General features: G+C 69.0%; 26 protein-coding genes, 1 tRNA gene, 1 pseudogene and 1 riboswitch. Of the genes and pseudogenes, 13 read left to right on the top strand and 15 right to left on the bottom strand.

Annotation, left to right across the window (positions count from 1 at the left end):
* Positions 1-12: 12 nt before the first annotated feature.
* Both BM162_RS14660 and BM162_RS14655 read left to right on the top strand, forming a co-directional pair.
* Positions 13-1,620: an FAD-dependent oxidoreductase gene (locus BM162_RS14660; RefSeq protein ID WP_093423489.1), complete on the top strand. Its 1,608-nt coding sequence runs from the start codon at positions 13-15 to the stop codon at positions 1,618-1,620.
* The gene (locus tag BM162_RS14655; RefSeq protein ID WP_093423487.1) at positions 1,617-1,808 is read left to right on the top strand and encodes a DUF2783 domain-containing protein; all 192 of its coding nucleotides are present in this window, start codon (positions 1,617-1,619) and stop codon (positions 1,806-1,808) included. Before BM162_RS14660 ends, BM162_RS14655 begins: the two co-directional genes overlap by 4 nt.
* 8 nt (positions 1,809-1,816) lie before the next feature.
* On the opposite strand, the gene BM162_RS22845 is transcribed toward BM162_RS14655, so the two are convergent.
* From BM162_RS22845 to gcvT, 7 genes are all read right to left on the bottom strand, one after another.
* Complete coding sequence (locus tag BM162_RS22845; protein WP_177215172.1) at positions 1,817-1,960, bottom strand: hypothetical protein; 144 nt, start codon at positions 1,958-1,960, stop codon at positions 1,817-1,819.
* A gap of 47 nt (positions 1,961-2,007) precedes the next feature.
* Positions 2,008-2,166, bottom strand: coding sequence for a hypothetical protein (locus tag BM162_RS22840; protein ID WP_177215171.1), 159 nt, complete (start codon positions 2,164-2,166; stop codon positions 2,008-2,010).
* A gap of 139 nt (positions 2,167-2,305) precedes the next feature.
* A tRNA-Ala gene (locus BM162_RS14650) sits at positions 2,306-2,381 on the bottom strand.
* A gap of 35 nt (positions 2,382-2,416) precedes the next feature.
* Positions 2,417-3,238 carry an EAL domain-containing protein gene (locus tag BM162_RS14645; protein ID WP_093423484.1) on the bottom strand — a complete coding sequence of 274 codons (822 nt, stop codon included), beginning with the start codon at positions 3,236-3,238 and terminating at the stop codon, positions 2,417-2,419.
* An 86-nt stretch (positions 3,239-3,324) separates the two neighbouring features.
* Positions 3,325-6,174 carry an aminomethyl-transferring glycine dehydrogenase gene (gene gcvP, locus BM162_RS14640; RefSeq protein ID WP_093423482.1) on the bottom strand — a complete coding sequence of 950 codons (2,850 nt, stop codon included), beginning with the start codon at positions 6,172-6,174 and terminating at the stop codon, positions 3,325-3,327.
* Between the two features lie 7 nt (positions 6,175-6,181).
* Entirely contained in the window at positions 6,182-6,541 is a 360-nt protein-coding gene (gene gcvH, locus BM162_RS14635) for a glycine cleavage system protein GcvH (protein ID WP_093423479.1), read from the bottom strand.
* Positions 6,542-6,558: 17 nt separating this feature from the next.
* Positions 6,559-7,689, bottom strand: coding sequence for a glycine cleavage system aminomethyltransferase GcvT (gene gcvT / locus BM162_RS14630; RefSeq protein WP_093423476.1), 1,131 nt, complete (start codon positions 7,687-7,689; stop codon positions 6,559-6,561).
* A gap of 138 nt (positions 7,690-7,827) precedes the next feature.
* A riboswitch (glycine riboswitch) is annotated at positions 7,828-7,916 on the bottom strand.
* A 75-nt stretch (positions 7,917-7,991) separates the two neighbouring features.
* Between gcvT and BM162_RS14625 the strand changes: the two genes are divergently transcribed.
* Together BM162_RS14625 and BM162_RS14620 are read left to right on the top strand one after the other, a co-directional pair.
* Positions 7,992-8,552 (top strand): gamma-glutamylcyclotransferase, encoded by a 561-nt coding sequence (locus BM162_RS14625; protein WP_093423474.1) that lies wholly within the window; start codon positions 7,992-7,994, stop codon positions 8,550-8,552.
* Positions 8,553-8,705: 153 nt separating this feature from the next.
* Positions 8,706-8,909, top strand: a complete 204-nt coding sequence (locus tag BM162_RS14620; RefSeq protein ID WP_093423470.1) for a YgaP family membrane protein — start codon at positions 8,706-8,708, stop codon at positions 8,907-8,909.
* Positions 8,910-8,943: 34 nt separating this feature from the next.
* Here the strand turns inward: BM162_RS14620 and gltX are convergent, their stop codons facing one another.
* Entirely contained in the window at positions 8,944-10,266 is a 1,323-nt protein-coding gene (gltX, locus tag BM162_RS14615) for a glutamate--tRNA ligase (protein ID WP_093423467.1), read from the bottom strand.
* Positions 10,267-10,327: 61 nt separating this feature from the next.
* On the opposite strand from gltX, the gene BM162_RS14610 reads away from it, so the two are divergent.
* Both BM162_RS14610 and BM162_RS14605 read left to right on the top strand, forming a co-directional pair.
* On the top strand, positions 10,328-10,738 hold the full coding sequence (locus tag BM162_RS14610) for a metallopeptidase family protein (RefSeq protein ID WP_093423465.1): 411 nt from the start codon (positions 10,328-10,330) through the stop codon (positions 10,736-10,738).
* 80 nt (positions 10,739-10,818) lie between these two features.
* Positions 10,819-11,754 (top strand): MBL fold metallo-hydrolase, encoded by a 936-nt coding sequence (locus BM162_RS14605; RefSeq protein WP_093423462.1) that lies wholly within the window; start codon positions 10,819-10,821, stop codon positions 11,752-11,754.
* 15 nt (positions 11,755-11,769) lie between these two features.
* Here the strand turns inward: BM162_RS14605 and BM162_RS14600 are convergent, their stop codons facing one another.
* On the bottom strand, positions 11,770-12,321 hold the full coding sequence (locus BM162_RS14600; RefSeq protein WP_093423460.1) for a 2OG-Fe(II) oxygenase: 552 nt from the start codon (positions 12,319-12,321) through the stop codon (positions 11,770-11,772).
* 164 nt (positions 12,322-12,485) lie between these two features.
* On the opposite strand from BM162_RS14600, the gene BM162_RS14595 reads away from it, so the two are divergent.
* A complete protein-coding gene (locus tag BM162_RS14595) occupies positions 12,486-13,436 on the top strand; it encodes a 1-phosphofructokinase family hexose kinase (RefSeq protein WP_093423457.1) in 951 nt (316 codons plus the stop codon).
* A 36-nt stretch (positions 13,437-13,472) separates the two neighbouring features.
* Here BM162_RS14595 and wrbA read toward each other — a convergent pair whose 3' ends face one another.
* Positions 13,473-14,066 carry an NAD(P)H:quinone oxidoreductase gene (wrbA, locus tag BM162_RS14590; protein ID WP_093423455.1) on the bottom strand — a complete coding sequence of 198 codons (594 nt, stop codon included), beginning with the start codon at positions 14,064-14,066 and terminating at the stop codon, positions 13,473-13,475.
* Between the two features lie 108 nt (positions 14,067-14,174).
* Between wrbA and BM162_RS14585 the strand changes: the two genes are divergently transcribed.
* The 4 genes from BM162_RS14585 (at position 14,175) to BM162_RS14570 (ending at position 17,395) form a co-directional block, all read left to right on the top strand.
* The gene (locus tag BM162_RS14585) at positions 14,175-14,702 is read left to right on the top strand and encodes a cupin (protein ID WP_177215170.1); all 528 of its coding nucleotides are present in this window, start codon (positions 14,175-14,177) and stop codon (positions 14,700-14,702) included.
* 502 nt (positions 14,703-15,204) lie between these two features.
* Complete coding sequence (locus BM162_RS14580; protein ID WP_093423598.1) at positions 15,205-16,620, top strand: MORN repeat-containing protein; 1,416 nt, start codon at positions 15,205-15,207, stop codon at positions 16,618-16,620.
* 5 nt (positions 16,621-16,625) lie between these two features.
* Positions 16,626-16,982, top strand: coding sequence for an antibiotic biosynthesis monooxygenase family protein (locus BM162_RS14575; RefSeq protein ID WP_093423452.1), 357 nt, complete (start codon positions 16,626-16,628; stop codon positions 16,980-16,982).
* Between the two features lie 146 nt (positions 16,983-17,128).
* On the top strand, positions 17,129-17,395 hold the full coding sequence (locus tag BM162_RS14570; protein ID WP_093423450.1) for a hypothetical protein: 267 nt from the start codon (positions 17,129-17,131) through the stop codon (positions 17,393-17,395).
* Here BM162_RS14570 and BM162_RS14565 read toward each other — a convergent pair whose 3' ends face one another.
* The 3 genes from BM162_RS14565 to BM162_RS14555 are packed head-to-tail and all read right to left on the bottom strand — an operon-like array spanning position 17,396 to position 20,278.
* On the bottom strand, positions 17,396-18,922 hold the full coding sequence (locus tag BM162_RS14565; RefSeq protein ID WP_093423595.1) for a cryptochrome/photolyase family protein: 1,527 nt from the start codon (positions 18,920-18,922) through the stop codon (positions 17,396-17,398).
* A complete protein-coding gene (locus tag BM162_RS14560) occupies positions 18,916-19,584 on the bottom strand; it encodes an SDR family NAD(P)-dependent oxidoreductase (RefSeq protein WP_093423447.1) in 669 nt (222 codons plus the stop codon). Before BM162_RS14560 ends, BM162_RS14565 begins: the two co-directional genes overlap by 7 nt.
* The gene (locus BM162_RS14555) at positions 19,574-20,278 is read right to left on the bottom strand and encodes an SDR family oxidoreductase (protein WP_093423443.1); all 705 of its coding nucleotides are present in this window, start codon (positions 20,276-20,278) and stop codon (positions 19,574-19,576) included. Before BM162_RS14555 ends, BM162_RS14560 begins: the two co-directional genes overlap by 11 nt.
* A 117-nt stretch (positions 20,279-20,395) precedes the next feature.
* On the opposite strand from BM162_RS14555, the gene BM162_RS14550 reads away from it, so the two are divergent.
* Positions 20,396-20,887 carry an EF-hand domain-containing protein gene (locus tag BM162_RS14550; protein WP_093423440.1) on the top strand — a complete coding sequence of 164 codons (492 nt, stop codon included), beginning with the start codon at positions 20,396-20,398 and terminating at the stop codon, positions 20,885-20,887.
* Between the two features lie 112 nt (positions 20,888-20,999).
* Entirely contained in the window at positions 21,000-21,986 is a 987-nt protein-coding gene (locus BM162_RS14545) for an NAD(P)-dependent alcohol dehydrogenase (protein WP_093423438.1), read from the top strand.
* 4 nt (positions 21,987-21,990) lie between these two features.
* Here BM162_RS14545 and BM162_RS14540 read toward each other — a convergent pair.
* Together BM162_RS14540 and BM162_RS14535 are read right to left on the bottom strand one after the other, a co-directional pair.
* Positions 21,991-25,559 (bottom strand): annotated as a pseudogene (locus BM162_RS14540) (hydantoinase B/oxoprolinase family protein).
* 138 nt (positions 25,560-25,697) lie between these two features.
* On the bottom strand, positions 25,698-25,895 hold the full coding sequence (locus tag BM162_RS14535; RefSeq protein WP_093423435.1) for a hypothetical protein: 198 nt from the start codon (positions 25,893-25,895) through the stop codon (positions 25,698-25,700).
* Positions 25,896-25,929: the final 34 nt, after the last annotated feature.

The following is a 25,929-nucleotide window of genomic DNA, read 5'->3' as shown; positions in this document are numbered from 1 at the left end:
GGGAGGAGACCGATGAACAAGATCTTCGAAACCCCGCTCTACCCCTATACCCACCACCCCGACGAGGACGCCGAGACGCCCGTCCGCCACAAGACGATCGTCGTCGGCGCCGGGCCCGTGGGGCTGGCCGTGGCCATCGACCTGGCGCAGCAGGGCGTGCCGGTGGTGGTGCTGGACGAGAACGACAAGGTGTCCTTCGGCTCGCGCGCGATCTGCTTTTCCAAGCGCACGCTGGAAATCGCCGACCGGCTGGGCATCGGCCAGAAGCTGGTGGACCGGGGCGTGGTCTGGAACCTGGGAAAGGTCTTCAAGGGCGACGAGAAGGTGTACGAGTTCAACCTTCTGCCCGAGCAGGGCCACAAGCGCCCGGCCTTCATAAACCTCCAGCAATACTACTTCGAGGACGACCTGGTCGCCCGTGTGCGCGAGCTGCAGGAGCAGGGCGCGCCGATCGAACTGCGCGGCGGCTGCAAGGTGACCGAGATCGACGATTGCGGCGACTATGTCGCGCTCGAGATCGAGACGCCGGACGACACCTATGACATCGAGGCCGAATGGCTGATCGCCTGCGACGGCGCGGGATCGCCCATCCGGTCGATGATGGGGCTGGATTTCGTGGGCCGGGTGTTCGAGGACAACTTCCTGATCGCCGACGTCATCATGCACGCCGACTTCCCGACCGAGCGCTGGTTCTGGTTCGACCCGCCGTTCAACCCGGGCCAATCGGCGCTCCTGCACAAGCAGCCCGATGGCGTGTGGCGCATCGACCTGCAACTGGGCTGGGACATCGACAAGGCAGAAGAGAAGAAGCCCGAGAACGTCATCCCCCGCCTGAAACAGATGCTGGGCGAGGACGCGAAGTTCGAGCTCGAGTGGGTGTCGATCTACACCTTCCAGTGCCGGCGGATGGAGAAGTTCCGCCACGGCCGCGTGCTGTTCGCCGGCGACGCCGCGCACCAGGTCTCGCCCTTCGGCGCGCGCGGCGCGAATTCCGGCATCCAGGACGCCGAGAACCTGGCGTGGAAGCTGGCGCTGGTGCTGGAGGACAAGGCGCCCGACAGCCTGCTCGACAGCTATTCCGACGAACGGGTGCACGGCGCGGACGAGAACATCCTGAACTCCACCCGCTCGACCGACTTCATCACGCCGAAATCCCAGATCAGCCGCACCTTCCGTGACGCCGCGCTGGCGCTGGCCGGGAAGGCCGAGTTCGCGCGCCCGCTGGTCAATTCCGGCCGCCTTTCGGTGCCCTGCGCCTATGACGGCTCGACGCTGAACGGCCCCGACACCGACGCGCTGCCCGCCCGCACCCGTGTCGGCGCGCCAGCGGTCGACACGCCGCTGGGCCAAGGCTGGCTGCTCGACCGGCTGGGCGGACGCTTCCAGTTGCTGACGGTGGATGCGGACGCGCCGGACCGGCTGGACGTCGGCGGCATCGAGGTCGAGCGCGTCGCGGTCAGCGCCGCGGGCAACGAGACCCTGCGCGAGCGCTACTTGGGCGACGCGGCCTCGGGCGTCTACCTTCTTCGCCCCGACCAGCACGTCGCCGCGCGCTGGACTTCCTTCGACGAAACCGCCGTCCGCGCGGCGGTGGCCAAAGCCACGGGACGCGATAAATGAGCCTGAACACCAAGCCCAACCTGCCCGACCCCGACGGCTTCTACGCCGACCTCCTGTCCGCGCACGAGGGGCTGAGCACCGAGGACAGCCACGCGCTAAACGCCCGGCTGGTGCTCATCCTCGCCAACCACGTGGGCAACCGGGCCGCGCTGAAAGAGGCGCTGGAGCTGGCGCGCGCGACGGTCTGAGCCGAGCCCTACTCGGAGCCCTGCTCATAAACGGTTTCGGAGCCTATCCCGCCGAAGCTGTCGACCATCAGCGTCGCGCCCGTGATCACGACCACGGCCGCGACGGCCAGAAACAGCCAGATGCCGCGCTTGCGGTGCGTCTTGTCCGGCATCGCTTTTCCTTCCATTCATCCCAGTGGCGCGCACCGGGCGGCGCGTCTCAGGCACCGCCGATGGGCGCCGTGATCTTGCCGGTGCCGCCGCATTCGGGGCAGGTCTCGCCGTCGATCTTGCCGGTGCCCTCGCACTTGCGGCAAATCTCCTCACCCGCGCCGGGCGTTCCGGGCGGCACCTTCTCGGGATTGTCGTTCTCGGCCATACCAGCCTCCGCAAAAATGTGCTTCGGCGACACAACCCCGCCCGGCGCAACGCGTTCCTGCGCGGGGGCGACGCACGGCGACGGTCGCAGGTCGGGCCGGTGGCACGTCCGCGAGGAACTTCTGATTGTGAGGGATGTCTGGTGGAGCCGAGGGGAATCGAACCCCTGACCTCGTCATTGCGAACGACGCGCTCTCCCAACTGAGCTACGGCCCCGACAGGCGCTCATTTGGCGTATGAGGCGCCGGGTGTCAAGCGGATCGGGCGACGAAATTTCCACGTTTTGCGCTACACCCACCGGCCCCGCCGCCATAGCCGCTGAGGTCGAGGTTCGAAACGTTTTGCAGCGCTTCGAACTGCGGGCGGGCGGTCAGGAAGCCCTGCACCAGCCGCACGCCCATGCCGGCCAACGTGTCGAGTTCGGCGGCCTCTTCCACGCCCTCGGCGACCACGGTGATGCCCAGGTCGTCGCACATGTTCAGCAGCGCCCGCAGGATCGTGCGGCGCGTCGCGCTTTCGTGGACGCCCCGCACGAGGTCGCGGTCGAGCTTGACGATATCGGGCACCACGTCGGCGATCAGCGACAGGCCGGAATAGCCCGAGCCGAAATCATCGATCGCCGTGCGGAAGCCGAAGTCGCGATAGGCGCGGACAATGTTCTGCAGGTGCGCCTTGTCGGCCACGCGCTCGACCTCGCTGAACTCGAAGATGATCCGCTCGACCGGGAAATCCAGCGCGTCGGCCACCATCAGCGTCAACTGCATGCAGGCGCGCGGCTCGTAGACGGCATTGGGCAGGAAGTTGATCGACAGCGCGTCGGACAGCCCAAGGGTCGCGGCCAGGCGGATTGCCGTGGTCCGGCAGGTCTGGTCGAAGCGATAGATCGCGCCCTCGTCGACCTCGGCCATGACCTCGCCCGCGCCGCGCCCGTCGCGGCCGCGCAGCAGCGCCTCCTGCGCGAAGACGCCGCCGGTGGACAGGTCGAAGATCGGCTGGAACGCCATCGTGATCTCGTCCTCGAACGGGAGCCGTGCCCCGTCGAGGCAATTTCCGCAGCCGAGAGCGTAGCCCATGGTCGTGCACCTCCGGTAACTCCGTGCCCCTCTAAGGGACAGGAGTTACCGGATCGTGACCGGGGCGGACGTTTCTCCGCCCCCGACTACTCCGCCGCCTCGGCGTAGGCTTCCAAGGGCGGGCAGGTGCAAACGAGGTTGCGGTCCCCGAAGACGTTGTCCACGCGATTGACCGGCGGCCAGTACTTGTCGACCCGGAACGCGCCCGCGGGGAAGCAGCCCTGTTCGCGGGTGTAGGGGCGGTCCCAGTCACCCACCAGATCCTCGACCGTGTGCGGCGCGCGCTTGAGCGGGTTGTTCTCGCCGTCGATCTTGCCGTCCTCGATGGCGCGGATCTCCTCGCGGATCGACAGCATGGCCTCGCAGAAGCGGTCGAGCTCGGCCTTGGTCTCGGATTCCGTGGGCTCGACCATCAGCGTGCCCGAGACCGGCCAGCTCATCGTCGGGGCGTGGAAGCCGTTGTCGACAAGCCGCTTGGCGATGTCGTCCACCGTGACCTTGGCCGACTTGTCGAACGGCCGCGTGTCCAGGATGCACTCGTGCGCGATGCGCCCGTTGCGCCCCTTGAACAGCACGTCGAACGCCCCGTCGAGCCGCGCGGCGATGTAGTTCGCGTTCAGGATCGCGACCTTGGTGGCCTGCGTCAGCCCCTCGCCACCCATCAGCAGGATGTAGGCCCAGCTGATCGGCAGGATCGAGGCCGAGCCGAACGGCGCCCCCGACACCGGCCCCTCGCGGCCGCCGGTGTCCGGGTGGCCCGGCAGGAACGGGGCGAGGTGCGCCTTGACGCCGATGGGGCCCATGCCGGGGCCGCCGCCGCCGTGCGGGATGCAGAAGGTCTTGTGCAGGTTCAGGTGGCTCACGTCCGACCCGATCTCGCCCGGCTTGGCGAGCCCCACCATCGCGTTCAGGTTCGCCCCGTCGAGGTACACCTGCCCGCCGTGCTGGTGAGTGATGTCGCACACTTCGCGCACCGTTTCCTCGAACACGCCGTGGGTCGAGGGATAGGTGATCATGCAGGCGGCCAGGTCGTCGCCCGCCGCCTCGGCCTTGGCGCGGAAGTCGTCGAGGTCGATGTCGCCGTTCTCGGCCGACTTCACCACCACGACCTTCATTCCGCACATATGGGCCGAGGCCGGGTTGGTTCCGTGCGCCGACATCGGGATCAGGCACACCTTGCGGTGCCCCTCTCCGCGCGCCTGGTGGTAGGCCATGATGGTCAGCAGGCCCGCATATTCCCCCTGCGCACCCGAGTTCGGCTGCATCGACATCGCGTCGTAGCCGGTGATCTCGCACAGCCGTTTGCTGAGGTCCTCCAGCATCTCGGCGTAGCCCTCGGTCTGGTCGGCCGGGGCGAAGGGGTGGATGCCGGAGAATTCGGGCCAGGTGATCGGCATCATCTCGACCGCGGCGTTCAGCTTCATGGTGCACGACCCCAGCGGGATCATCGCCCGGTCGAGCGCCAGGTCGCGGTCGGCGAGACGGCGCATGTAGCGCATCATCTCGGTCTCGGCGCGATTCATGTGGAACACCGGGTGCTCGAGATACGTCGAGCGCCGCAGCAGCGCGTCGGGGAAGATGTATTCCTCCTCGAGCCCCGCCTTGCGGTCCACGATGCCGAAGGCCGCCCACAGCCGCTCGACCGTCTCGGGGCGCGTCGTCTCGTCCACGCTGATGCCCAGCTTCGTGTCGCCCACGCGGCGCAGGTTGATCTGTTGGCGCGCGGCCTCGCGGAAGATGACCTCGCGCATGGCGCCGCACTCGACGGTGATGGTGTCGAAGTAGGTTTCCGGCTCGACGCCGTACCCGGCTTCTTCCAGCCCGCGGGCCAGGCGAACGGTCTTGCGGTGGATGCGCTGCGCGATGGCGCGCAGGCCCTCGGGCCCGTGGAACACGGCATAGAACGAGGCCATCACCGCCAGCAGCGCCTGCGCCGTGCAGACGTTCGAAGTCGCCTTCTCGCGCCGGATGTGCTGCTCGCGCGTCTGGAGGGCGAGGCGATAGGCCTTGTTCCCCCGCGCGTCGATGGACACGCCGACCAGCCGCCCGGGCATCGCGCGCTTGTAGGCGTCGCGGCAGGCCATGTAGGCGGCATGCGGCCCGCCATAGCCCATCGGCACGCCGAAGCGCTGGGTCGAGCCGACGGCGATGTCCGCGCCCATGGCGCCCGGTTCCTTCAGCAGCGTCAGCGCCAGCGGATCGGCGATGACGATGCCCAGCGCCTTGTGCTCGTGCAGCGCGGCGATCTGATCGGTGAAGTCGGTGACGTGGCCGTTGGTGCCGGGATACTGGAAGATCGCGGCGAAAACCTTGGACGCGTCCAGATCCTCGGGCGCGCCCACGATCACCTCGATCCCCAGCGGCGCGGCGCGGGTCTGCATGACGGCGATGTTCTGCGGATGGCAGTTCTCGTCCACGAAGAACGCCGTGGCCTTCGACTTCGCCACCCGCTGCGCCATGGTCATCGCCTCGGCCGCCGCCGTCGCCTCGTCCAGCAGCGAGGCGTTGGCGATGTCGAGCCCGGTAAGGTCCGACACCATCGTCTGATAGTTCAGCAGCGCCTCGAGCCGGCCCTGGCTGATCTCGGGCTGATACGGCGTATAGGCGGTGTACCAGGCCGGGTTCTCCAGGATATTCCGCTGGATTGCCGGGGGCGTGACCGTGCCGTAATAGCCCTGCCCGATCATCGAGTCGAAGACGCGGTTCTTCTTGGCGACCTGGGCCATGAACCACAGAAGCTCGCGCTCGGACTTCGGCTTGCCGAAGTTCAGCGGCTCGGCCTGCCGGATTGAGGACGGCACCGTCTGCTCGATCAGCTCGTCGAGAGAGGACACCCCCAGCACCTCCAGCATCTCGCTCATCTCGGAGGGAGACGGGCCGATGTGGCGGCGGTTGGCGAAGTCGTAGGGGAGGTAGTCGGTGGGGGTGAAACTCATCGCATCCTCACTCGATGAAGGCGTTGTACGCTTCTTCGTCCATGAACTCGTCGAGTACGCTCTTGTCCTCGATCTTGAGCTTGAAGAACCAGCCGTCGCCGGTCGGGTCCTCGTTGACGAGCTGCGGGTTCTCGGGCAGCGCCTCGTTCACCTCGACGATCTCGCCGTCGATGGGGGCGAGGATGTCCGAGGCGGCCTTGACCGACTCGATGACCACCACCTCGTCGTCCTTGGCCACGGTGGTGCCCACGTCGGGCAGTTCCACGAAGACAAGGTCGCCCAGCTGCTCGGCGGCGTGTTCGGTGATGCCGACGACGACGGTGTCGCCCTCAAGCCGCAGCCATTCGTGTTCTTCGGTATATTTCATGCTGATGATCCCTGTTTTCAGCGTTTGTAGGTTGCGGGGCGGAAGGGCATGTCGGCAACCGCCACGGGCAGCCGCTTGCCACGCACTTCGCCCCAGAGTTTCGTGCCGGCGTCGGAGAGCGGCGTGGGGACATAGCCCATCGACACCGGCCTCTCGAGGCTGGGACCGAATGCGCCGGATGTCACCTCTCCCACGGGTTCGGAGGCGTCCTCGGCGTCGAACAGCAGCGTGCCCGCCCGCATCGGCGCCCGTCCTTCGGGCAGAAGCCCGACGCGGCGGCGCGCCGTACCCTCGGCCAGGTCGTTCAGGATGCGCGTGTCGCCCGGAAAACCGCCCGCGCGCGCGCCTCCTGTGCGGCGGACCTTCTGGATCGCCCATTCCAGCGCCGCCTCGACCGGGGTGGTCGTCGTGTCGATGTCGGACCCGTACAGGCACAGCCCAGCCTCCAGCCGCAGCGAGTCGCGCGCCCCAAGGCCGATCGGCGCGACCTCCTCCATCTCGATCAGCGCCTCGGCGAAGCCCTGCGCGGCGTCGTTGGGGACCGAGATCTCGAACCCGTCCTCGCCGGTATAGCCCGAGCGCGAGACCCAGAGCTCCGCGCCCTCGTGGTCGAACTTCGCCACGTCCATGAAGCGCATCTCCGCTACGCCCGGCACCAGGCGCGCCAGCGCCGCCTCGGCCGCCGGGCCCTGAAGCGCCACGAGCGCGCGGTCGTTCACCGGCTCGACCGAGCACAGCTCGGACAGGTGCGTGGTCAGGTGGGTGATGTCGTCGTGCTTGGTGGCGGCGTTGACGACCAGCATAAGGTGGTCGCCGTAATGCGCCACCATCAGGTCGTCGAGGATGCCGCCCTTCTCGTTCGTGAACAGGGCATAGCGCTGGCGGCCTTCCTTCAGCCCCAGCACGCTGACCGGCACCAGCCGTTCGAGCGCGCGCTGCGCATCGGCCACGTCGCCGGATTTCGGGCGCAGGATCACCTGCCCCATGTGACTGACGTCGAACAACCCGGCGGCGGAGCGGGTGTGCAGGTGCTCCTTCATCACGCCGAGGGAATATTGCACGGGCATCTCGTAGCCCGCGAACGGGACCATCTTCGCCTTGAGCGAGACGTGCAGGTCGTAAAGCACGGTGCGGTTCAGTTCGGCCATCGTTCCTCCGACTCAAGCCGACACCAAGCCACGGGCACCGGCACGGGCGATTGCGCCCTGCTTCGATGCCCCCTCTGTCCTTTCGCCTGAGATCGCTATCCCTTCGGCGGACGCATGACGCGCCTCTCTCCAGAGTTTTGATTCGCGCGGGTCCTTTGGCCTGAGAGTTTACCGGGGCGGTTGCTCCTTCGGCACCGGGTCGCCCCGGATTCTCCCCTCGCGGATGCCCCTAGCGGTAGCCGGTTCCGCGCGCGCGGGCAAGGGCTTGCCTTCCGGCGCGCGTCACGGCACCTCTCGCCCCCATGCAGGATCCGTATTTCTTCGGCTACGGCTCGCTCGTGAACCGCGCGACGCATCTTTACACCTCGGCCTACCGCGCCACCCTGCCCGGCTGGCGGCGCATCTGGCGGCACACGGCGCTGCGCCCGGTGGCCTTCCTGACCGCCATCCCCGATGGCAACGGCGAGATCGACGGCCTGATGGCCCCGGTTCCCGGCGCCGACTGGGCCGCGCTGGACGAACGCGAACACGCCTATGACCGCGTGCCCGCCCACGGCCTGCGCCACCCCGTCCCCGACCCGGTCGAGGCGGTCGTCTACACCATCCCCGAGGGTAAGCACGAAAAGCCCGATGCCGCGCACCCGATCCTTCTGAGCTATCTCGACGTGGTCGTGCAGGGCTACCTGACCGAGTTCGGCGAGGACGGGGTCGAGCGGTTCTTCCGCACCACCGGCGGCTGGGACGCGCCGATCCTGAACGACCGGGCCGAGCCGATCTATCCGCGCCACCAGACCCTGTCCGCGCCCGAGCGCGAGCTGGTCGATTACTGGCTGGGCGAGGTGAAGGCCGTCGCGCACGGGTAGGCGTGCCTGCGCAGGCCCGCGTCTGCCTTCGGACGAGGCAGAGCCAGGGCGTCGCGCCCTCGCGCCTTTTCAACACGCGCGCGCCGTCTTTGCAGGTCGCGCGCGGTGGATTACCCTGCCCCTACGTCACTTTTCGATCGCAGGGGATTTTCAATGAGTCTGGAACGCACAATTCTTCTGGTCGTCGGCGTCGTCATCCTGGGCAGCCTGCTGCTCGGCGTGTTCGTCGCGCCCGGCTTTCTCTGGATAACGGCGCTGATGGGCGCGCACCTGGTGCAGGCGTCCTTCACCGGGTTCTGCCCGGTGGTCCGGCTGCTCAAGCGCATGGGCCTGCCAGAACGTTCGGGTTTCGCGTGAGACCCGCGCCGGCCGCCGGGCCGGCGCAACGCCGTCAGAGCCGCGGGGGCTGCTGAAGAAGCGACATGACCTCGGCCATCTCCGGCCCGCGGGCGCGGCCGGTGATCGCCTTGCGCAGCGGCATGAACAATTGCTTGCCCTTGCGCCCGGTGCGATCCTTCACAATCGCCGTCCACGCGCCCCACGTGCTGCCGTCATAGGGGTGCGGCGGAAGCATCCCGAACGCCTCCTGCACGAACTCCCGATCTTCGTCGTCGACCTCGGGCTGCGCGCCGTCCCGGAACACGGTCCACCACTGGGCGATGTCCTTCCGCGTGTCGATGTTCTCGCGCACGACGTCCCAGAAGCGGGGCGCGATCTCGTCCGGCACGCCGATTTCGCGCAGCTCGTCCGCCACGATCTCGTAGGGCAGCGCGGCGAGGCTGCGGGCGGTCAGCGGCTTGAGGTCCTCCGAGTCGAACTTCGTCGGCGCGGCACCGAAGCGGGTGATGTCGAAGCCCTCGACCAGTTCGTCGACCGAAGACCGCAGCTCCACCGGGTCGGCCGAGCCCAACCGCGCCATCAGGCTCAGCAGCGCCATCGGCTCGATCCCAGCCTCGCGCAGGTCGCGCAGCGACAGGGTGCCCAGACGTTTCGACAACGCCTCGCCCTGCGGGCCTGTCAGCAGCGAATGGTGGGCGAAGCGCGGCACGCTCCCGCCCAGCGCCTCGATGATCTGGATCTGGGTCGCGGTGTTGGTCACGTGATCCGACCCGCGAACCACGTCGGTCACGCCCATCTCGGTGTCGTCCACCACCGAGGCGAGCGTATAGAGCACCTGCCCGTCACCGCGGATCAGCACCGGGTCCGACACGCTCGCCGCGTCGATCGACACGGGGCCGAGGATGCCGTCCTCCCACTCGATCCGCTCGTGTTCGAGCTTGAAGCGCCAGTGGCCCTGCCCCCGCTCGGCGCGCAGCTTATCCTTATCGGCGTCCGACAAGTTCAGCGCGGCGCGGTCATAGACCGGCGGGCGACCCATGTTGAGCTGCTTCTTGCGCTTGAGGTCCAGTTCGCCCGGCGTCTCGAACGCCTCGTAGAAGCGCCCGATCTCGCGCAGCTTGTCTGCGGCCTCGGCATAGCGGTCCAGCCGCTGCGACTGCCGCTCGACCCGGTCCCAGGTCAGGCCCAGCCACTCGAGATCCTGCTTGATCCCGTCGACGTATTCCTCCTTCGAGCGCTCGGGATCGGTGTCGTCGAGCCGCAGGATGAAGGTGCCGCCCGCCTTCCGCGCGATCAGGAAGTTGAACAGCGCCGTGCGCAGGTTTCCGATGTGCAGGTATCCCGTGGGGGACGGGGCGAAACGTGTGACGGTCATGGGAGCTCTCCTTGCGCCGCGCTCTCTTTCACAAGGGCGCGGTTTTGTCCATATCGGGGGCATGAGCGACACGCTTCAGGACATGACCGCCCCCGACGCCGGAGAGATCGAGGCGCTGGCGCTCGCCGCCCGCGCCGCGCTGCCCGACGAATTCCGCCCCGCCGCCGAACAGGTGGCCCTGCGGGTCGAGGATTTCGCCCCCGACGCCATCCTCGACGAGATGGAGATCGACGACGCCTTCGACCTCAGCGGGCTCTACGACGGGGTGCCGCTGCCGCTGAAGTCCAGCTTCGACCAGCCGCTTCAGCCCGACACCATCTGGCTGTTCCGCCGCCCCATCCTGGACGAATGGATCGCGCGGGGCGACATCGCGCTGGGCGACCTGGTGGCGCATGTCTTCGTGCACGAACTGGCCCACCATTTCGGCTGGTCCGACGACGACATCGCGCAGATCGACCGCTGGTGGGAGTGACCGCACAAGACCTGTGCGCGCATGGACGACGGCGCGCGCCCCGCTAACTCCTCCTTCATTCCGACAGGAAGGAGGACCTGATGCCGCTCAAGACCCCGATGCTGACCCGTCGCGCCGCCCTGACCGCCGGCGCCGCCCTGCCCCTGGCCGCCGCCACCGGCGGCGCGGCGCACGCCGCCGCCCATGAAGGAGCCGGGCCCGTGATGCCGCAGAACACCTTCAAGCTCGGCGATTTCACCGTTTCGAACCTGCTGGCCGGGACCCGCCCGGTCGAGAACCCGCACTCGATCTTCGGCCTCAACGTCGAGGACGCCGAGTTCCAGGAAGTCAGTCGCCAGAACTTCATTCCCGCCGACGTGGCGCAGTTCTTCTTCACCCCCACGCTGGTCGATACCGGCTCCGAGGTCGTGCTGTTCGACACCGGGCTGGGAGCCGAGGGGCTGACCGACGCCATGGCGCGCGCCGGCTACACGCCCGAGCAGGTGATGACAGTCGTCATCACCCACATGCACCCCGACCATGTCGGCGGGCTGATGAACGCGGGCAATCCGACCTTCGAGAACGCGCGCCACGTCACCGGCCAGACCGAATTCGACTACTGGACCTCGAACCCCAGCGAAGCCGTGACCGCCAACGTCGTGCCGATCCAGGACCGGTTCGAGCTCATCGGCGACGGCGCGTCCGTCACGTCGGGCATCACCGGCATGAACGCCTTCGGCCACACGCCGGGGCACATGGTCTACATGCTGGAATCGAACGGCCAGCAACTCCTACTGATGGCCGACACCGCCAACCACTACGTCTGGTCGGTGGGCTACCCGGAATGGGAAGTCACCTTCGACATGGACAAGAGCCAGGCCGCCCGGACCCGCAAAGATGTCCTGGGCATGGTCGCGTCCGAGCGCATCCCGCTCGCCGGCTACCACATGCCCTTCCCCGGCATCGGCTTCATCGAGGCGCGCGACCAGGGCTTCCGCTACGTGCCCGAGACGTACCAGATGATGCTCAACAGCTGAGCGATCCGCGCGGCCCTACCGGAAGGCGGGGCCGTGCGCCCAGATCGTCAGCGAATGCCGCGCGCCGCGCGTCACCGGCGTGACGCGGTGCAGCAGGAAGCTGGGAAACAGCGTCGCCGTGCCCAGCGCGCGCCCGGCCTCGACCACGTGGGCCGACGGCATGACCTGCAGCGCACCGCCCTCGTAATCCGCGGGCTCGGACAGTTGCACCACCATCGTCAGCTTGCGCTTGGCCGCCAGCGCGCCCTCGCCCACGTCCGAGTGCCAGTCGAAATGCCCCTCGCGCTCGGCGCCATAGCGGGCGACCTGCGGGCTTTCGGCGAACTCGGTCAGGTCGAAGCCGAAGACGTCGCGGTTGGCCTCGCGCACCACGTCGATGATGCGGTCCATGACCCACGCCGCCTCGGGGATGTCGTCGAGCCAGACCAGATCGGCCCGCCGCTGGCCGTGGTCGCGCGTGGCGCCCACCAGCCGCGCGTCGGCGGCAGGCGCGGCGTCGGAATGCGCGACGATGCGGCGGCATTCGTCGGGCGTGAAGGCGGAGGCGATGGAGTGAACGTGGATCATGCGCAGGGGTGTCCGGAACGGGAAGCGCCTTGTGCCCGTTTCCACGCCGCGCCGCTGTCCCGTTCGCGACCTGCAACGCCGTTTTCCACCCGTGTGCGAAAGACGGTTGCATCCCGCCCTCCGGTGGCCAACCCTCGCCCCCGACCCATGACAGGAGACCGCCGATGCGCTCTCATATCCTGACGATCACACTGAACCCGACGGTCGACTTCTCGACCACCGCGCCCGAGGTCGTGCCCGAGGCCAAGCTGCGCTGCTCGGAACCCGACATCGATCCCGGCGGCGGCGGCATCAACGTGGCCCGCGCCATCCGCCAGCTTGGCGGACAGGCGGTGGCGCTGATCGCCATCGGCGGCTCCACGGGCGCCCAGCTTCTCCAGCGGCTCGCGGTCGAGGGCGTGCCGACCGTGGCCTTCCAGGGTCCGGGCGAGACGCGGCAGAGCGTGTCGGTCATCGACGAAAGCACCGGCGCGCAATACCGCTTCGTGATGCCGGGGCCGTCGTGGAAGGAAGACGACGTGACCCGCGCCTTGGAAAGTATCGACCAGGCGACGGGCGACGGCACGCTCGTGGTGCTCAGCGGCAGCCAGCCGCCGGGCGTGGCCAAGGATTTCCCGTCGATCCTGGCCGATCACGCGGCGGGCCGGCAGGCGCGGCTGATCGTCGACACCTCGGGCCCCGCCCTGCACCACCTCGTGGAAAAGCCGCACGAATGCCTGCACGTGCTGCGCATGGATGACGCCGAGGCCGAGGAACTCGCCGGGCGCAAGCTGCCTGAGCTCGAGGATACGGCCGGGTTTTCGCAGGAACTCGTGAAACGCGGCGTGGCGCGCATGATCATCGTGGCGCGTGGCGCCGACGGCTCGGTGCTCAGCACGGCCGACGAAAGCTGGCACGCGGTGGGTCCGAAGGTCGAGGTGCGTTCGAAGGTCGGCGCGGGCGACAGCTTCGTGGGCGCACTCACGCTGGCCATGGCCGAGGAGCGTCCGCCCGAGGAATGCCTGCGCCGCGGCGTGGCGGCGGCGTCGAATGCCGTGATGACCGAGGCCACGCGCCTGTGCGACCGGGCCACGACCCAGCGTCTGCTGGCCGACACGCAGGTGCGCCGGCTGTAAGGCGCGGCGGCGGCCCGCAGGCCGCCGCCCGGGTCGTCAGGCGACCAGCTTCTTCGTCACCTCGACCAGCCGGGTGGCCTGGAACTTCACCGAACGCTCGCCGGTCTCGTCCAGCCCGCCGGCGTCGAACGAATAGCCGTACGGGTTGCCGCCGTCCTCGAACTTCACCGGGTCGTTGTACCCCGGCGGCACCAGGATCGCGCCCCAGTGGATCGCGGTGGTGTAGAGGTTCATCAGCGTCGTCTCGTGCCCGCCATGCGGGTTCTGCGCGCTGGTGGTGGCGGTGAACGTCTTGTTCGCCAGCTTGCCCTCGGCCCAGAGCGGCCCCAGCGTGTCGATGAAGGCCCGCATCTGGCTCGAGACGTTGCCGTACCGTGTCGGGCTCGACAGGAAATAGCCGTCGGCCCACGCCATGTCGTCCGGCGTGACCTCGGGGATGTCCTGCATCTTCTCCAGTTGGGCCTTCCAGGCCTCCTGGCTCTCGACCACCTCTTTCGGAGCGGTCTCGGGGGCGCGACGCAGGCGGACCTCGGCCCCCGCGGCCTCGGCGGCCTCGGCGGCGAGCGTCGCGACCCGGTGGTTGTTGCCGTAGGTCGAATAGAACAGCACCGTGATCTTCGGCTGTGCCATGTGGCGTCCTTTCGTGTGTTTGTGCGTTGGCGTCCTAAGCCCAAGGTGGGGTCCTGCGCGACAGGTTCCCCATCACATGCCATGTGCGCAGACGCACGGAGGAGACCGATGACCGACCCGCACCCGACGCCCCCCGCCGAGCCGCGCGTGGAGCCGATCCGCACCCCGTTCAATAACGGCATCCCCAACCACCCCCGCTGGCCGGCCCTGGCCTGCCGCGGCGCGACCGGCGGCGGTGTCGACGCGCTCCGCACGCTCTTCGCCGAAAACGGCTGGAGCGGGATCTGGGACTGGTCGGTCTACGACTTCCACCATTACCACCCCGTCAACCACGAGGTTCTCGGCGTGGCCGCGGGCACCGCGACGCTGCACCTGGGCGGCCCGGACGGCCCGCAGGTCGAGGTGACCTCCGGCGACGTGCTGATCCTGCCCGCCGGGTTCGGGCACAAGCGCATCGCGGCCAGCGACGACTTCCGCGTCGTCGGCGCCTATCCGCCGGGGCAGGAGAGCCCCGAGATCGTGCGCGCCGACGACGAAACCGCCCGCGCCGCCCTCCCCCGGATCGAGGCTCTGCCGCGCCCCGACACCGACCCGATCCACGGCGACGGCGGCCCGATTTTCGAGCACTGGACCTGACCGCCGGCGGCGCCGGCCAAACGTACATTTTTGGCCGCGCTCCGTACCGAATGCACGCTTTCGCCGTCCGCCTGCCGTCCGCCTGCCGTCCGCCGATGCAGCCCCCGCCGACGCCGCTCCGGTCATCGGGGTCCGGACCTGACCGCTCCCGGCCGGGCAGAGGGAAACGTACATCTTTGCGCGCGTCCTGTACCGATTGCACGCTTTCGCCGTCCTGCCCTGCGACACCGCTCCGCACTCCGCGCTGGACCTGTCCCCTCCGGCCGGCGGGGCGAAACGTACATCTTTGGCCATTCATTGTACCGATTGTACGCTTTCGCCAGCCCCGCACCACGCCCGCCGCTCACCGAAGCGCGATCTTCCCGTGGGGGGAAAAGCGTTGCGGGGATCCGGCCCGCTGGTTAGGTTGACAGCCGATTATCCGGACACCGCCGCCCGGCGCGCAAGGGAGCATCAGGTGCAGTATTCCAAGGCCAGTCTCGCCACCGCGAAAGCCTTTCTTCTGGGCAGCGCCGCCGCGCTCGCCCTTGCCGGCGCGGCCGCCGCGCAGTCCGACGATGCGGTCGTGACCAAGCAGTACGACGACGGCGGCGTCTACGAGGGCACCTTCAAGGACGGCAAGCAGCACGGCACCGGCACCTACCGCCTGCCCAACGGCTACGAGTATTCGGGCGACTGGGTCGAGGGCGAGATCCGCGGCGAGGGCGTCGCGCGCTTCCCCAACGGCTCGGTCTACGAGGGCGAGTTCCTCAAGGGCAAGCCCGGCGGCATCGGCAAGATCACTTTCGCCGACGGCGGCACATTCGAGGGCGAGTGGGAAGACGGCAAGATCAACGGCCAGGGCGTCGCGATCTACGCCAACGGCGTGCGCTACGAAGGCGGCTTCCGCAACGCCCGCCACCACGGGCTGGGCCGGATGGAAAGCCCCAACGGCTATGTCTACGACGGCCAGTGGGTCGACGGCGTGAAAGAGGGACAGGGCAAGATCACCTATCCCGACGGCGCGGTCTACGAAGGCGACATGGTGCGCGGCCAGCGCGAAGGCGACGGCAAGCTCACCATGCCGGACGGGCTGGTCTACGAGGGCCAGTGGGCCGGCGGCCAGATCAACGGCACCGGCACGCTCACCCAGCCCAACGGCGACGTCTACTTGGGCGAGCTGGTCAACGGCGAACGGCACGGCCAGGGCAAGGTGACCTACGCCAACGGCGACGTCTACGAGGGCGCCTTCGTGGACGACCGGCGCGAGGGCCAGGGCACCTTCACCGGCGCGGACGGCTACACCTACACCGGAAGCTGGGTCGCCGGTCAGATCGAAGGCGAAGGCGAAGCCCGGTATCCCGACGGCTCGGTCTACGTGGGCTCGTTCCGCAACGACGTGGCCGACGGCACCGGCAAGATCACCTATGCCGACGGCAGCACCTATGAAGGTCAGTGGGCCAACGGCGTGATCGAGGGCGAGGGCGTGGCCACCTATGCCAACGGGCTGGTCTACGAGGGCGAGTTCAAGAACGCGCAGAACCACGGCTTCGGCGTGATGACCTATCCCGACGGGTACCGCTACGAGGGCCAGTGGGTCGAAGGCGAGCGCGAGGGCGAAGGCACCGCGACCTATGCGGACGGCACCGTCTACGAGGGCGAGTTCGCCGACGGCCAGCGCGAGGGCGCAGGCACCATCACCATGCCCGACGGCTTCACCTATTCCGGCCAGTGGGCGGATGGCGAGATCGAAGGCGAAGGCGTGGCGACCTACGCCAACGGCGACATCTACGAGGGCCAGTTCATCGCCGGCAAGCGCCAGGGCGAGGGCACCATCCGCTATGCCAGCGGCGAGGTGGCGACCGGCACGTGGGAGAACGGCGCGCTGACCGACGGCACCACCACCGGGCCCGACACCCCCGAGACGCAGGCCAACTGAGCGACATGATCGCCATCATCTTCGAGGTCGAGCCCGCCGAGGGCCGCACCGACGAATATCTCGACGTCGCCGCCACCATGCGGCCCTTGGCCGAGAGCGTCGAGGGCTTCATCTCGGTCGAGCGATTCCAGAGCCTGACCAATCCCGGTAAGCTGCTGTCGATCTCGTTCTGGGAGGACGAGGCGGCGGTGAAGCGCTGGCGCACGCTGGCCGCCCATCGCGGTGCGCAGCGCAAGGGGCGCGACATGCTCTTCGCCGACTACCGCCTGCGGGTCGCGCACGTGCTGCGCGACTACGGCATGACCGACCGCGCACAGGCACCAGAGGACAGCCTGAAGGCCCACGACGCGGTCGAAAGCTGAGCCGCAAGGCAGCGATTTTTCGTCGAAAAATCGCGGTGGCAATTCTTCGACGAAGAATTGCGTTCCTCCGCCCATCCCGGTGCGGCGGTGGAACCCTGCGGCCCCGCCACGCGCTTCATCGCCGAAGCCGAAACATCGGAGGCGACATGAGCGATCACGACAGCAAGACCACCACCGACCACGACACCATCCGCAAGTGGGTCGAAGAGCGCGACGGCCGCCCCGCCAAGGTCGAGGACGACCGCGAGGGCGGCATCCTGCGCATCGACTTCCAGGAGCCGGAAGAGAACCTGGAAGAAATCGAGTGGGACGAGTTCTTCCACATCTTCGAGGACCGCAAGCTCGCCTTCCTCTACCAGGAGAAGACGGCGGACGGCGGCACCAGCCGGTTCAACAAGTTCGTGGAGCGCTGATCACACTACCTCGCCCGCCGACATGCGGGCGAGGAAACCCTCGGCCTCGGCCAGCACGGTGTCGCGCCGGTCCTCGGCCATCCGGTCCCACGTCCGGTACATCTGCGCCATGCGGGGATTGTTTTCGAACCGCGCGCGGTGGCGGTTCAGGAAGTGCCAGAAGAGCAGGTTGAACGGGCACGCGCCCTCCCCCGTCTTCTTCTTCACGCTGTAATGGCATTGACCGCAATAGTCCGCCATCTTCGCGATGTAGTTGCCGGACGAAACATAGGGCTTCGACGCGAACACGCCCCCGTCCGCAAACTGGCTCATCCCGATGACGTTCGGCGCCTCGACCCATTCGTAGGCGTCGGCATAGACGGCCAGGTACCATTCGTGCACCTGCCACGGGTCGATCCCCGCCAGAAGCGCGAAATTGCCCGTCACCATCAGCCGCTGGATGTGGTGGGCGTAGGCCTCTTCCTTCGTCTGTTCGACCGTTTTGGCGATGCAGCGCATCTTCGTCTCGCCACCCCAATAGAACCACGGCAGGTCGCGGTCATGGCCCAGCACGTTTCGGCTGGTGTAATCGGGGCCGTGCAGGAAATAGATGCCGCGCATGAATTCGCGCCAGCCGATGATCTGGCGGACGAAACCCTCGACGGCGTTGAGCGGCGCATGCCCCTCGTGCCACGCTTCTTCGGCCGCGCGGCAGACCTCGAGCGGGTCGAGAAGGCCCGCGTTCATGTAGAACGAGATCAGCGCGTGATAGAGGAAGCGGTCGCCGTCGAGCATGGCGTCCTGGTAGTCGCCAAACTTCGGCAGGGCGTGCTTGACGAAATGCGCGAGCGCCCGGCGCGCCTGCCCTCGGTCGGTGGCGAAATGGAACGGGCGCAGGTCACCGAAGGAGTTGCCGAAGCGGCGTTCTACCAGCGCCAGCACTTCCTCGGTCGTCTCGTCCGGGGTAAAGCGCATGGGGCCGCCGTGGTCGATGCTGTCGGGGGCGGGCTTGCGGTTCTCGTGGTCGAAGTTCCACTGCCCGCCCGCGGGCTCTCCATCAACCATCAGCAGGCCCGTCTTGCGCCGCATCTCGCGATAGAAAAACTCCATCCGCAGGGTCTTGCGGTCCTCGGCCCAGCGCTCGAACTCGGGGATGGAACAGACGAAGCGGTCGTCGGGGCGTTGCCGGACGGTCAGCGGCAGTTCGTCCAGAAGCTGGATCAGCCGCCATTCGCCGGGCTGGGTCGCGATGACCTCCCGCGCGCCCACCTCCTCGGCCCGGCGCAGAAGCTCGCCGGGAATCGAGCCGGTGTTGTCGGGGTCGTCGAGACGGGTGTAGGCGACGCGGTAACCGTCGGCCTCCAGCCGGGCGGCGAACTTGCGCATCGCGGCGAAGAGGAACGCGATCTTCTTGGGGTGGTGCGGGACATAGGCCGCCTCGTCCGCGACCTCGGCCATTACGATCACGTCCCCCGCTTCGGCCTCGCGCAGGGCCGAGAGCGTCGGCGTGAGTTGGTCGCCGAGGACGAGGATCAGGCGGCTCACCAGGGGATCTCCCGCCCCGCATAGTCGAAGAAGCCGCCGGACTGGTCGGGGGCCAGCCCCTCGCACACCTCTATCAGGCGGGCGGCCGCCTGCTCGGGCGTGACCTTGTCGTGGTCGGGATAGCCGGCGGTGAAGCGGGTGGCGACGGTGCCGGGGTGCAGGCAGGCGAGGATGGCGTGGCGGTGGGTGCGCGCGACCTCGACCGCCGCGCCGTGGATCAACTGGTTCAGCGCGGCCTTCGCGGTGCGATAGGAGTACCAGCCGCCCAGCCGGTTGTCCCCGATGGAACCCACGCGCGCCGACAGCGCGGCGAACACGCCGCGCCGGTCGCGCGGCATCAGGCGCAGGGCGTGCTTGAGGACGAGCGCGGGACCGAGAGCGTTCAGGCGAAACTGGTCGGTCAGCGCCTGCGGGTCGAGCTGCTTCAGGGATTTCTCGGGACGGTTTCCGTCGATGACCAGCGCGCCGGTGGCGACGAAGACCAGGTCGAACGGCGCGTCGAGGGCGGCGAGGTGACGCTCCACGCTCGCCTCGTCCGTCACGTCCAGCCCGTCCGCGCTACGCGACAACCGCACGACCGCAGCGCCCCGCCCCTCCAGTTCGGCCGCAAGGGCCGCGCCGATGCCGCCCGATGCGCCTACGACCAGCGCGCGCTCAGTCGGCATAGATCATCTTCCGGGTCATGCCGCCGTCGATCACCACGGTCTGCCCGGTCACGAAGCCCGCGTCGGCGAGCCATTCCACCGCCTCGGCGATGTCCTGCGGGCGGCCCACGCGTCCGGCGGGGTGCTGGGCACGGTCCGTCTCGCTCAGCTCCTCTCCGCCGGGGTCGATCCAGCCGGGCGCGATGGCGTTCACCCGGATGTCGGGGCCCAGAGAGACCGCGAGCGCGTGCGTCAGCGCCGCCAGACCGCCCTTGGCGGCGGCGTAGGGTTCGCAGTCGGGCTCGGACTGGAGGGCGCGGGTCGAGGTGATGTTGACGATCGCGCCCCCGCCCTGCCGCAACAGCGGAACGGCGTGCTTGGCCATCAGGAACGCGCCGGTCAGGTTCACGTCGATCCAGCGCTGCCAGTCGGCCAGCGCCAGGTCTTCGACCGGCCCGGCCTCGGGGCCGGCGATGCCCGCGTTGTTCACCAGCAGGTCGAGCCGGTCGAGCGTTTCCACCGCCGCCTTCACCTGCGCCTCGTCCGCCACGTCGGCCCGCAGCCGCATGACACCCTCGGGCAGCCCCTCCAGCCCGGCGCCGTCGCGGTCGAGCGCGGCGACATGCCAGCCCGTCTTCAACAAATGCAGGACGATGCCCTGCCCGATCCCGTGCGCGCCCCCGGTGACAAGCGCCGTGCGTGTGTTCTTTGCCATGCCGGGCGAGCTAGCTGCGGCGGCGCGGCGGTCAACGGCGGCGCAGTCGTGATCACCCGCGCCGGAACGGGGCCACCGGGCGCACGTTGGCCCGGCAACACAACGAAGGAGGACCACATGCCGAAGTTCGGGCGCACGGCGCTGGCGCTGATCCTCGCCGCAGTCCCGGCGGTGGCGCAGGAGCTCGACACCGACGGCGACGGCCTGTTGTCGCGCGCCGAGTTCGACGCCGGGCTCCAGCAGGCCGGCCTCTTCGACCGCCTCGACAGCGACGCGAGCGGGAGGCTGGGCATCCACGAGTTCTACGGCGGCGTCCACGACGTGCTCGACCTGAACGACGGCGGTGTGCTGACCGAAGGCGAGTGGAGCGGCGCCAGCGGCTGGTTCGGCGGCGACAGCGCGTTCGGCGAGTGGGACGCCGATGCGGACGGCATCCTCGACAATGGCGAGGTCGCGGCGGCGGCGAAAGACGGCGGCCTGTACGCGGCGTGGGGCGGCGAGAATGGCATTGACCGCGGCGAGTGGTACGCGGGGCTTTACGACACCGCCGACTACGACGCGGACGGCTCGATCGACGAAGACGAGGACGGCTGGGCCGACTGGTTCTGACCCGCCTCCTCCCGGCCCGCCATCCGCTTGCCGTGAGGCTGCACATCCTCTACCGCGACGCGCCGATCTTACGTAAGGTAAAACTGCTCGGAGAAACGAGGGGGCGGTCGGGATGGACAGAATGCGCGCCGCGCTGTGCGAGGGCTATGGACCGCCCGATGTCGTCCACGTGCGCGAGATCCCAAGGCCCGCGCCGAAGGCGGGAGAGGTCCTGATCCGGGTCCACGGCGCGGCGCTCAACTCGGGCGACTGGCGCATCCGGAGCCTCGACCTGCCGCCGGGAATGAAGCTGGTGGCGCGGCCGATGCTCGGCTTGCGCCGCCCGCGCAATCCGATCCTTGGGATGGAGTGCTCAGGCACGGTGGCCGCGACGGGCGACGGCGTGACCGAGTGGCGCGAGGGCGACGAGGTCTTCGCCACGACCGGCCTTGGGATGGGCTGCCACGCCGAGTACCGGGCCGTCAAAGCCGACGCGCCGATCTTCCACCGCCCCGCCCCGCTGAGCCTGACGGAAGCGGCGGCGATCTGCTTCGGCGGGACCACGGCGCTTTTCTTCCTGCGCGACCGGGCGAAGATCCGGCCGGGCGAGCGGGTGCTGATCCTCGGCGGCTCGGGCGGCGTGGGCACGGCGGCGGTGCAGATCGCCAAGGATTTTGGCGCGCACGTCACGGCGACCTGCAGCGCGCGCAACGCCGAGCTGGTGCGCGGGCTCGGGGCGGACGAGGTCGTGGATTACGGCCAGAAGGACATCACGCGCTCGTCCCGCCGGTTCGACGTGGTGATGGATTGCGTCGGGGCCGCCCCCTGGCCCGCGACGCGGGACATCCTGAACGACGGCGGGCGGCACCTGATGCTGGTCGGCGGGCTGGGCGAGATGCTGTCGTTCGGCCTGCGCCCCCGGCGCGGCGCGCATACGGTTCTGGGCGGCACGGCGCCCGTCTCGCGCGCGGCGGTCGAAGACTTGGCTCGCCTGTGCGAAAGCGGCGCCTATCGCCCCGTGGTTAGCGAGACGTTCCCGCTGGCGCGCATCCGCGAGGCGCACGCCCTGCTCGACACCGGGCACAAGCGCGGCAGCGTGGTGATCCTGATGCAGGATTGAGAGATCACTCCGCCCGGCCCCAGCCGCCGCCGCCCGGCGTCTCCATCACGAACACACCGCCGCCCGGCAGCTCTATCTCGTCGTTGCCGCCCAGCTCGACCACCTGCCCGTCCGGCAGCTCGGCCCGGTTACGGCCCACCGCGCCGGGCGCGCCGCCGTCCACGCCGAAGGGCGGGATGCGGCGATGGCCCGACAGCACGGTGACGGTGACCGGCTCGAGAAAGCGCATCCGCCGCAGCACGCCGTCGCCGCCATGCCAGCGCCCCGCCCCGCCCGAGCCGCGTCGGATGCCGAACGTCTCAAGCCGCACGGGGAAGCGCTTTTCCAGGATCTCGGGGTCGGTCATGCGGGTGTTGGTCATGTGGCTTTGCACCGCGTCGCAGCCGTCGAAGCCGGGGCCTGCGCCGGTGCCGCCGGCGATGGTTTCGTAGTTCTGGTATCGGTCGTTGCCCCAGACGAAGTTGTTCATCGTCGCCTGGCTGCCCGCCACCACGCCCAGCGCGCCGTAAAGGGCATTGGCCACCGCCTGGCTGACCTCGGTGGTGCCGGCGATCACCGCCGCCGGCCAGCGCGGGTTCAGCATCGAGCCCTCGGGCGCGACGATCCTGAGCGGCTTCAGGCAGCCCTCGTTCAGGGGGATGTCCTTGCCCACCATCGTGCGGAACACGTAGAGCACCACCGCCCGGCAGATCGAGAACGGCGCGTTGTAGTTGCCGTCGTGCTGCGGCGAGGTGCCGGTGAAGTCGATCACCGCCTCGCGTGCCGCGCGGTCCACGGTGATCGCCACCTCGACCGTCGCGCCATGGTCCATCGGGTACGAGAAGCTGCCGTTCCTGAGCGTGCCGATCACCTGCCGCACGCTTTCCTCGGCGTTGTCCTGCACGTGGCCGGTATAGGCGCGCACGACATCGAGCCCGTAGGTGTTGACCACCTTCATCAGCGCCTGCCGCCCGGTTTCGTTGGCCGCCACCTGCGCCGTCAGGTCGGCGAGGTTCTGGTCCACGTTGCGCGCCGGATACCGGCCCGAGGTTAGCACGCGCCGCGCCGCGTCCTCGAGCAGGCGACCCCGGTCGACCAGGCGGACGTTGTCGATCAGCACGCCCTCTTCGTCGATGTGGCGGCTGTCGGGCGGTGTCGAGCCCGGCGTGCGCCCGCCGATATCGGCGTGGTGCCCCCGCGCGCCCAGCCAGAACGGGATCTCGTCGCCGACGAAGACCGGCGTGACAACGGTGACGTCGGGCAGATGCCTGCCGCCGTTGTAGGGCGAGTTCAGCATGAACGCGTCGCCGGGGCGGATATCGCTTGCGTTCTCGCGCATCACGGTGCGGATGGACTCGGACATCGAGCCCAGGTGCACCGGCACGTGCGGCGCATTGGCGACGAGGTCGCCGTTCGCGTCGAAGATTGCGCAGGAGAAGTCCAGCCGCTCCTTGATGTTCACCGACCACGAGGTGTTGGCCAGCGTCGCACCCATCTGATCGGCCACCGACATAAAGAGGTTGCCCATGACCTCGAGCGTGACGGGATCGACGTTGGTTCCCGCGGCGGGGGCGCGGATCGAAGCCCCGGTGCGTTCGAGCACCAGGTTGCCCAGGTCGTCCACCCGCGCGACCCAGCCCGGCTCGACCACGTTGGTGCCGGTGGGCTCGGTGACAATCAGCGGCCCCTCGGCCCGCCAGCCTGCCGGAAGCTCGGCCCGGTCGTAGAGCGGCGCCTCGACCCGTTCGCCGTCGGCCACCAGCCGAAGCCTCGCCTTTTCCTTCGGCGCTCCGCCCTCGGGCACCAGCGCCGCCGGGGCTTCGCCCGTCGCGCCGATGGCCTCGGCGCTCAGCATCTCGATGACCAGCGGCCGCCCGGGCAAGGCGAAGCCGAAGCGCTGGCGGTGCGCCTGCTCGAACGCGGCCTGCATGTCGGAGGCGGAGCCGAAGGGCACCTCGAGCGCCTGGTGCGAGCCATCGTAGCGTAGGTGAGCCGAGACGCGGCAGCTCAGCGCCGTCTCGGCCAGCCCCTGTTCGCGCAGCTTGGCCAGCGCCTTGCCCCGCAGCGCGGCCTCGGCCGCCTCGGCGCGCGCGGCCTCGGCCAGCGGCAGGTCGAGCTGCACCTCTGTCAGCTCGCGGATCTCGGCCAGCCCCATGCCATAGGCCGACAGCACGCCCGCGAAGGGATGCACGAGCACCCGCTCCATCCCCAAGGCATCGGCGACGAGGCAGGCGTGCTGCCCGCCCGCGCCGCCGAAGTATTGCAGGGTATAGCGGGTGACGTCGTGGCCGCGCTGCACGCTGATCTTCTTGATCGCGTTGGCCATGTTCTCGACCGCGATGCGCAGGAATCCCTCGGCCACGGTCTCGGGCGGCTGCGCGGGCTCGCCCGTCGCCTCGGCCACCTCGCGGGACAGGGCGGCGAACTTCTCGCGCACCACGTCCGCGTCGAGCGGCTGATCGCCGTTCGGGCCGAAGACCGGCGGGAGGTGGTCGGGGTGCAGCTTGCCCAGCATCACATTGCAATCGGTCACGGTCAGCGGCCCGCCCCGGCGATAGCAGGCGGGACCGGGATCGGCCCCGGCGCTGTCTGGGCCGACCTGGAAGCGGCCGTCGCGGAAGGTGCAGACCGAGCCACCGCCGGCGGCGACAGTGTGGATGTCCATCATCGGCGCGCGCATCCGTACGCCCGCGACCTCGGTCTCGAAGCTGCGCTCGTACGCGCCGGCATAGTGCGACACGTCGGTCGAGGTGCCGCCCATGTCAAAGCCGATCAGCCGGTCGAAGCCCGCCGCCTCCCCCGTCTTGACCATGCCGACGATGCCGCCCGCCGGCCCCGAGAGGATGGCGTCCTTGCCCTGGAACAGCCGCGCGTCGGTCAGGCCGCCGTTCGACTGCATGAACAACAGCCGCTCGACCGCGCGGCCCGCGTCGAGCGCCTCGGCCACCTGGTCGACGTAGCGGCGCAGGATCGGCGAGAGATAGGCATCGACCACCGTCGTGTCGCCGCGCCCGACCAGCTTGGCCAGCTTCGAGACTTCGTGGCTGGCCGAGACCTGCGTGAAGCCGATGTCGCGGGCCATCCGCGCAACCCGCGCCTCGTGCTCGGGGTTCAGGTAGGCATGCAGGAAGGCGATGGCGACCGAGCGGATGCCGCCTCGGCCGCCTGCGCGTCGAGCGGCGCGACGACGCCGCCCTCGGCGTCCAGCCGTTCGGCCACCTCGGCCACCCGTTCGTACAGCAGGTCGGGGCGGCGGATGTTCAGGTCGAACAGCCGCGGGCGGGTCTGGTAGCCGATGCGCAGCAGGTCGCCGAAGCCTTCGGTGATCAACAGAAGCGTGCGCGCGCCCTTGCGCTCGAGCAGGGCGTTGGTGGCGACGGTGGTGCCCATCTTCACCGCCCGGATCGCGGCGTCGGGGATGGGATCCCCCGCGCCCAGCCCCAGCATCTCGCGGATACCGGCCACTGCGGCGTCGCGGTAGCGCTCGGGGTTCTCGGACAGAAGCTTGTGGGTCAGCAGCGTACCGTCGGGTCGGCGGGCCACCACGTCGGTGAAGGTGCCGCCCCGGTCGATCCAGAATTCCCACGCGCTCATCGGGTGCCTTTCGTGCCTTCCGCCCCCGTTGCTTGTCCAGGCCGGGGCGGATGTCAACGCGCCGGGGGCTCGGCCCCGCCGCCGGTCCGGGGACCGCCGGCGACTCCCCGGGATATTTCGGGACCGAAGAGGGGCCGGTCAGCCCTTGCCGTCGGGGTCGAAAGTCACGAAAAAGCCCCAGGCGCAGTAGAGGCCCGAGGCCCCGAAGATCAGCGCCCAGAAATACGCGCCCTGCCCGATCTCGACCAGCGCCCAGCCAAGCAGAAGCGCGACGACGAGCAGGCGCACCCAAAGCGGGCGGAACATCGGGTGATCGAGGTTGAAGAAGTCCTTCATCCGCCCCTCCTGTCGCGGATCGGCCCGGCGCGCA

The sequence above is a fragment of the Tranquillimonas alkanivorans genome, from assembly GCF_900115595.1.
Lineage (GTDB): Bacteria > Pseudomonadota > Alphaproteobacteria > Rhodobacterales > Rhodobacteraceae > Tranquillimonas > Tranquillimonas alkanivorans.
Note: the sequence above shows the minus strand (reverse complement) of the source record. Positions and strands in the feature narration are given on the sequence as shown.

Excerpts from the sequence above, each read along its gene's own strand:
- BM162_RS22845 (WP_177215172.1), bottom strand. The coding sequence starts at position 1,960 with ATGCCGGACAAGACGCACCGCAAGCGCGGCATCTGGCTGTTTCTGGCC.
- BM162_RS14585 (WP_177215170.1), top strand. The coding sequence starts at position 14,175 with ATGACCGACCCGCACCCGACGCCCCCCGCCGAGCCGCGCGTGGAGCCG.
- BM162_RS14645 (WP_093423484.1), bottom strand. The coding sequence starts at position 3,238 with ATGGGCTACGCTCTCGGCTGCGGAAATTGCCTCGACGGGGCACGGCTC.
- gcvP (WP_093423482.1), bottom strand. The coding sequence starts at position 6,174 with ATGAGTTTCACCCCCACCGACTACCTCCCCTACGACTTCGCCAACCGC.
- BM162_RS14545 (WP_093423438.1), top strand. The coding sequence starts at position 21,000 with ATGGACAGAATGCGCGCCGCGCTGTGCGAGGGCTATGGACCGCCCGAT.
- BM162_RS14560 (WP_093423447.1), bottom strand. The coding sequence starts at position 19,584 with ATGCCGACTGAGCGCGCGCTGGTCGTAGGCGCATCGGGCGGCATCGGC.
- BM162_RS14660 (WP_093423489.1), top strand. The coding sequence starts at position 13 with ATGAACAAGATCTTCGAAACCCCGCTCTACCCCTATACCCACCACCCC.
- BM162_RS14550 (WP_093423440.1), top strand. The coding sequence starts at position 20,396 with ATGCCGAAGTTCGGGCGCACGGCGCTGGCGCTGATCCTCGCCGCAGTC.
- BM162_RS14620 (WP_093423470.1), top strand. The coding sequence starts at position 8,706 with ATGAGTCTGGAACGCACAATTCTTCTGGTCGTCGGCGTCGTCATCCTG.
- BM162_RS14600 (WP_093423460.1), bottom strand. The coding sequence starts at position 12,321 with ATGATCCACGTTCACTCCATCGCCTCCGCCTTCACGCCCGACGAATGC.
- BM162_RS14625 (WP_093423474.1), top strand. The coding sequence starts at position 7,992 with ATGCAGGATCCGTATTTCTTCGGCTACGGCTCGCTCGTGAACCGCGCG.
- BM162_RS14535 (WP_093423435.1), bottom strand. The coding sequence starts at position 25,895 with ATGAAGGACTTCTTCAACCTCGATCACCCGATGTTCCGCCCGCTTTGG.
- BM162_RS14610 (WP_093423465.1), top strand. The coding sequence starts at position 10,328 with ATGAGCGACACGCTTCAGGACATGACCGCCCCCGACGCCGGAGAGATC.
- gcvT (WP_093423476.1), bottom strand. The coding sequence starts at position 7,689 with ATGGCCGAACTGAACCGCACCGTGCTTTACGACCTGCACGTCTCGCTC.
- BM162_RS14570 (WP_093423450.1), top strand. The coding sequence starts at position 17,129 with ATGAGCGATCACGACAGCAAGACCACCACCGACCACGACACCATCCGC.
- BM162_RS14605 (WP_093423462.1), top strand. The coding sequence starts at position 10,819 with ATGCCGCTCAAGACCCCGATGCTGACCCGTCGCGCCGCCCTGACCGCC.
- gcvH (WP_093423479.1), bottom strand. The coding sequence starts at position 6,541 with ATGAAATATACCGAAGAACACGAATGGCTGCGGCTTGAGGGCGACACC.
- wrbA (WP_093423455.1), bottom strand. The coding sequence starts at position 14,066 with ATGGCACAGCCGAAGATCACGGTGCTGTTCTATTCGACCTACGGCAAC.
- BM162_RS14575 (WP_093423452.1), top strand. The coding sequence starts at position 16,626 with ATGATCGCCATCATCTTCGAGGTCGAGCCCGCCGAGGGCCGCACCGAC.
- BM162_RS22840 (WP_177215171.1), bottom strand. The coding sequence starts at position 2,166 with ATGGCCGAGAACGACAATCCCGAGAAGGTGCCGCCCGGAACGCCCGGC.
- BM162_RS14655 (WP_093423487.1), top strand. The coding sequence starts at position 1,617 with ATGAGCCTGAACACCAAGCCCAACCTGCCCGACCCCGACGGCTTCTAC.
- gltX (WP_093423467.1), bottom strand. The coding sequence starts at position 10,266 with ATGACCGTCACACGTTTCGCCCCGTCCCCCACGGGATACCTGCACATC.
- BM162_RS14595 (WP_093423457.1), top strand. The coding sequence starts at position 12,486 with ATGCGCTCTCATATCCTGACGATCACACTGAACCCGACGGTCGACTTC.
- BM162_RS14555 (WP_093423443.1), bottom strand. The coding sequence starts at position 20,278 with ATGGCAAAGAACACACGCACGGCGCTTGTCACCGGGGGCGCGCACGGG.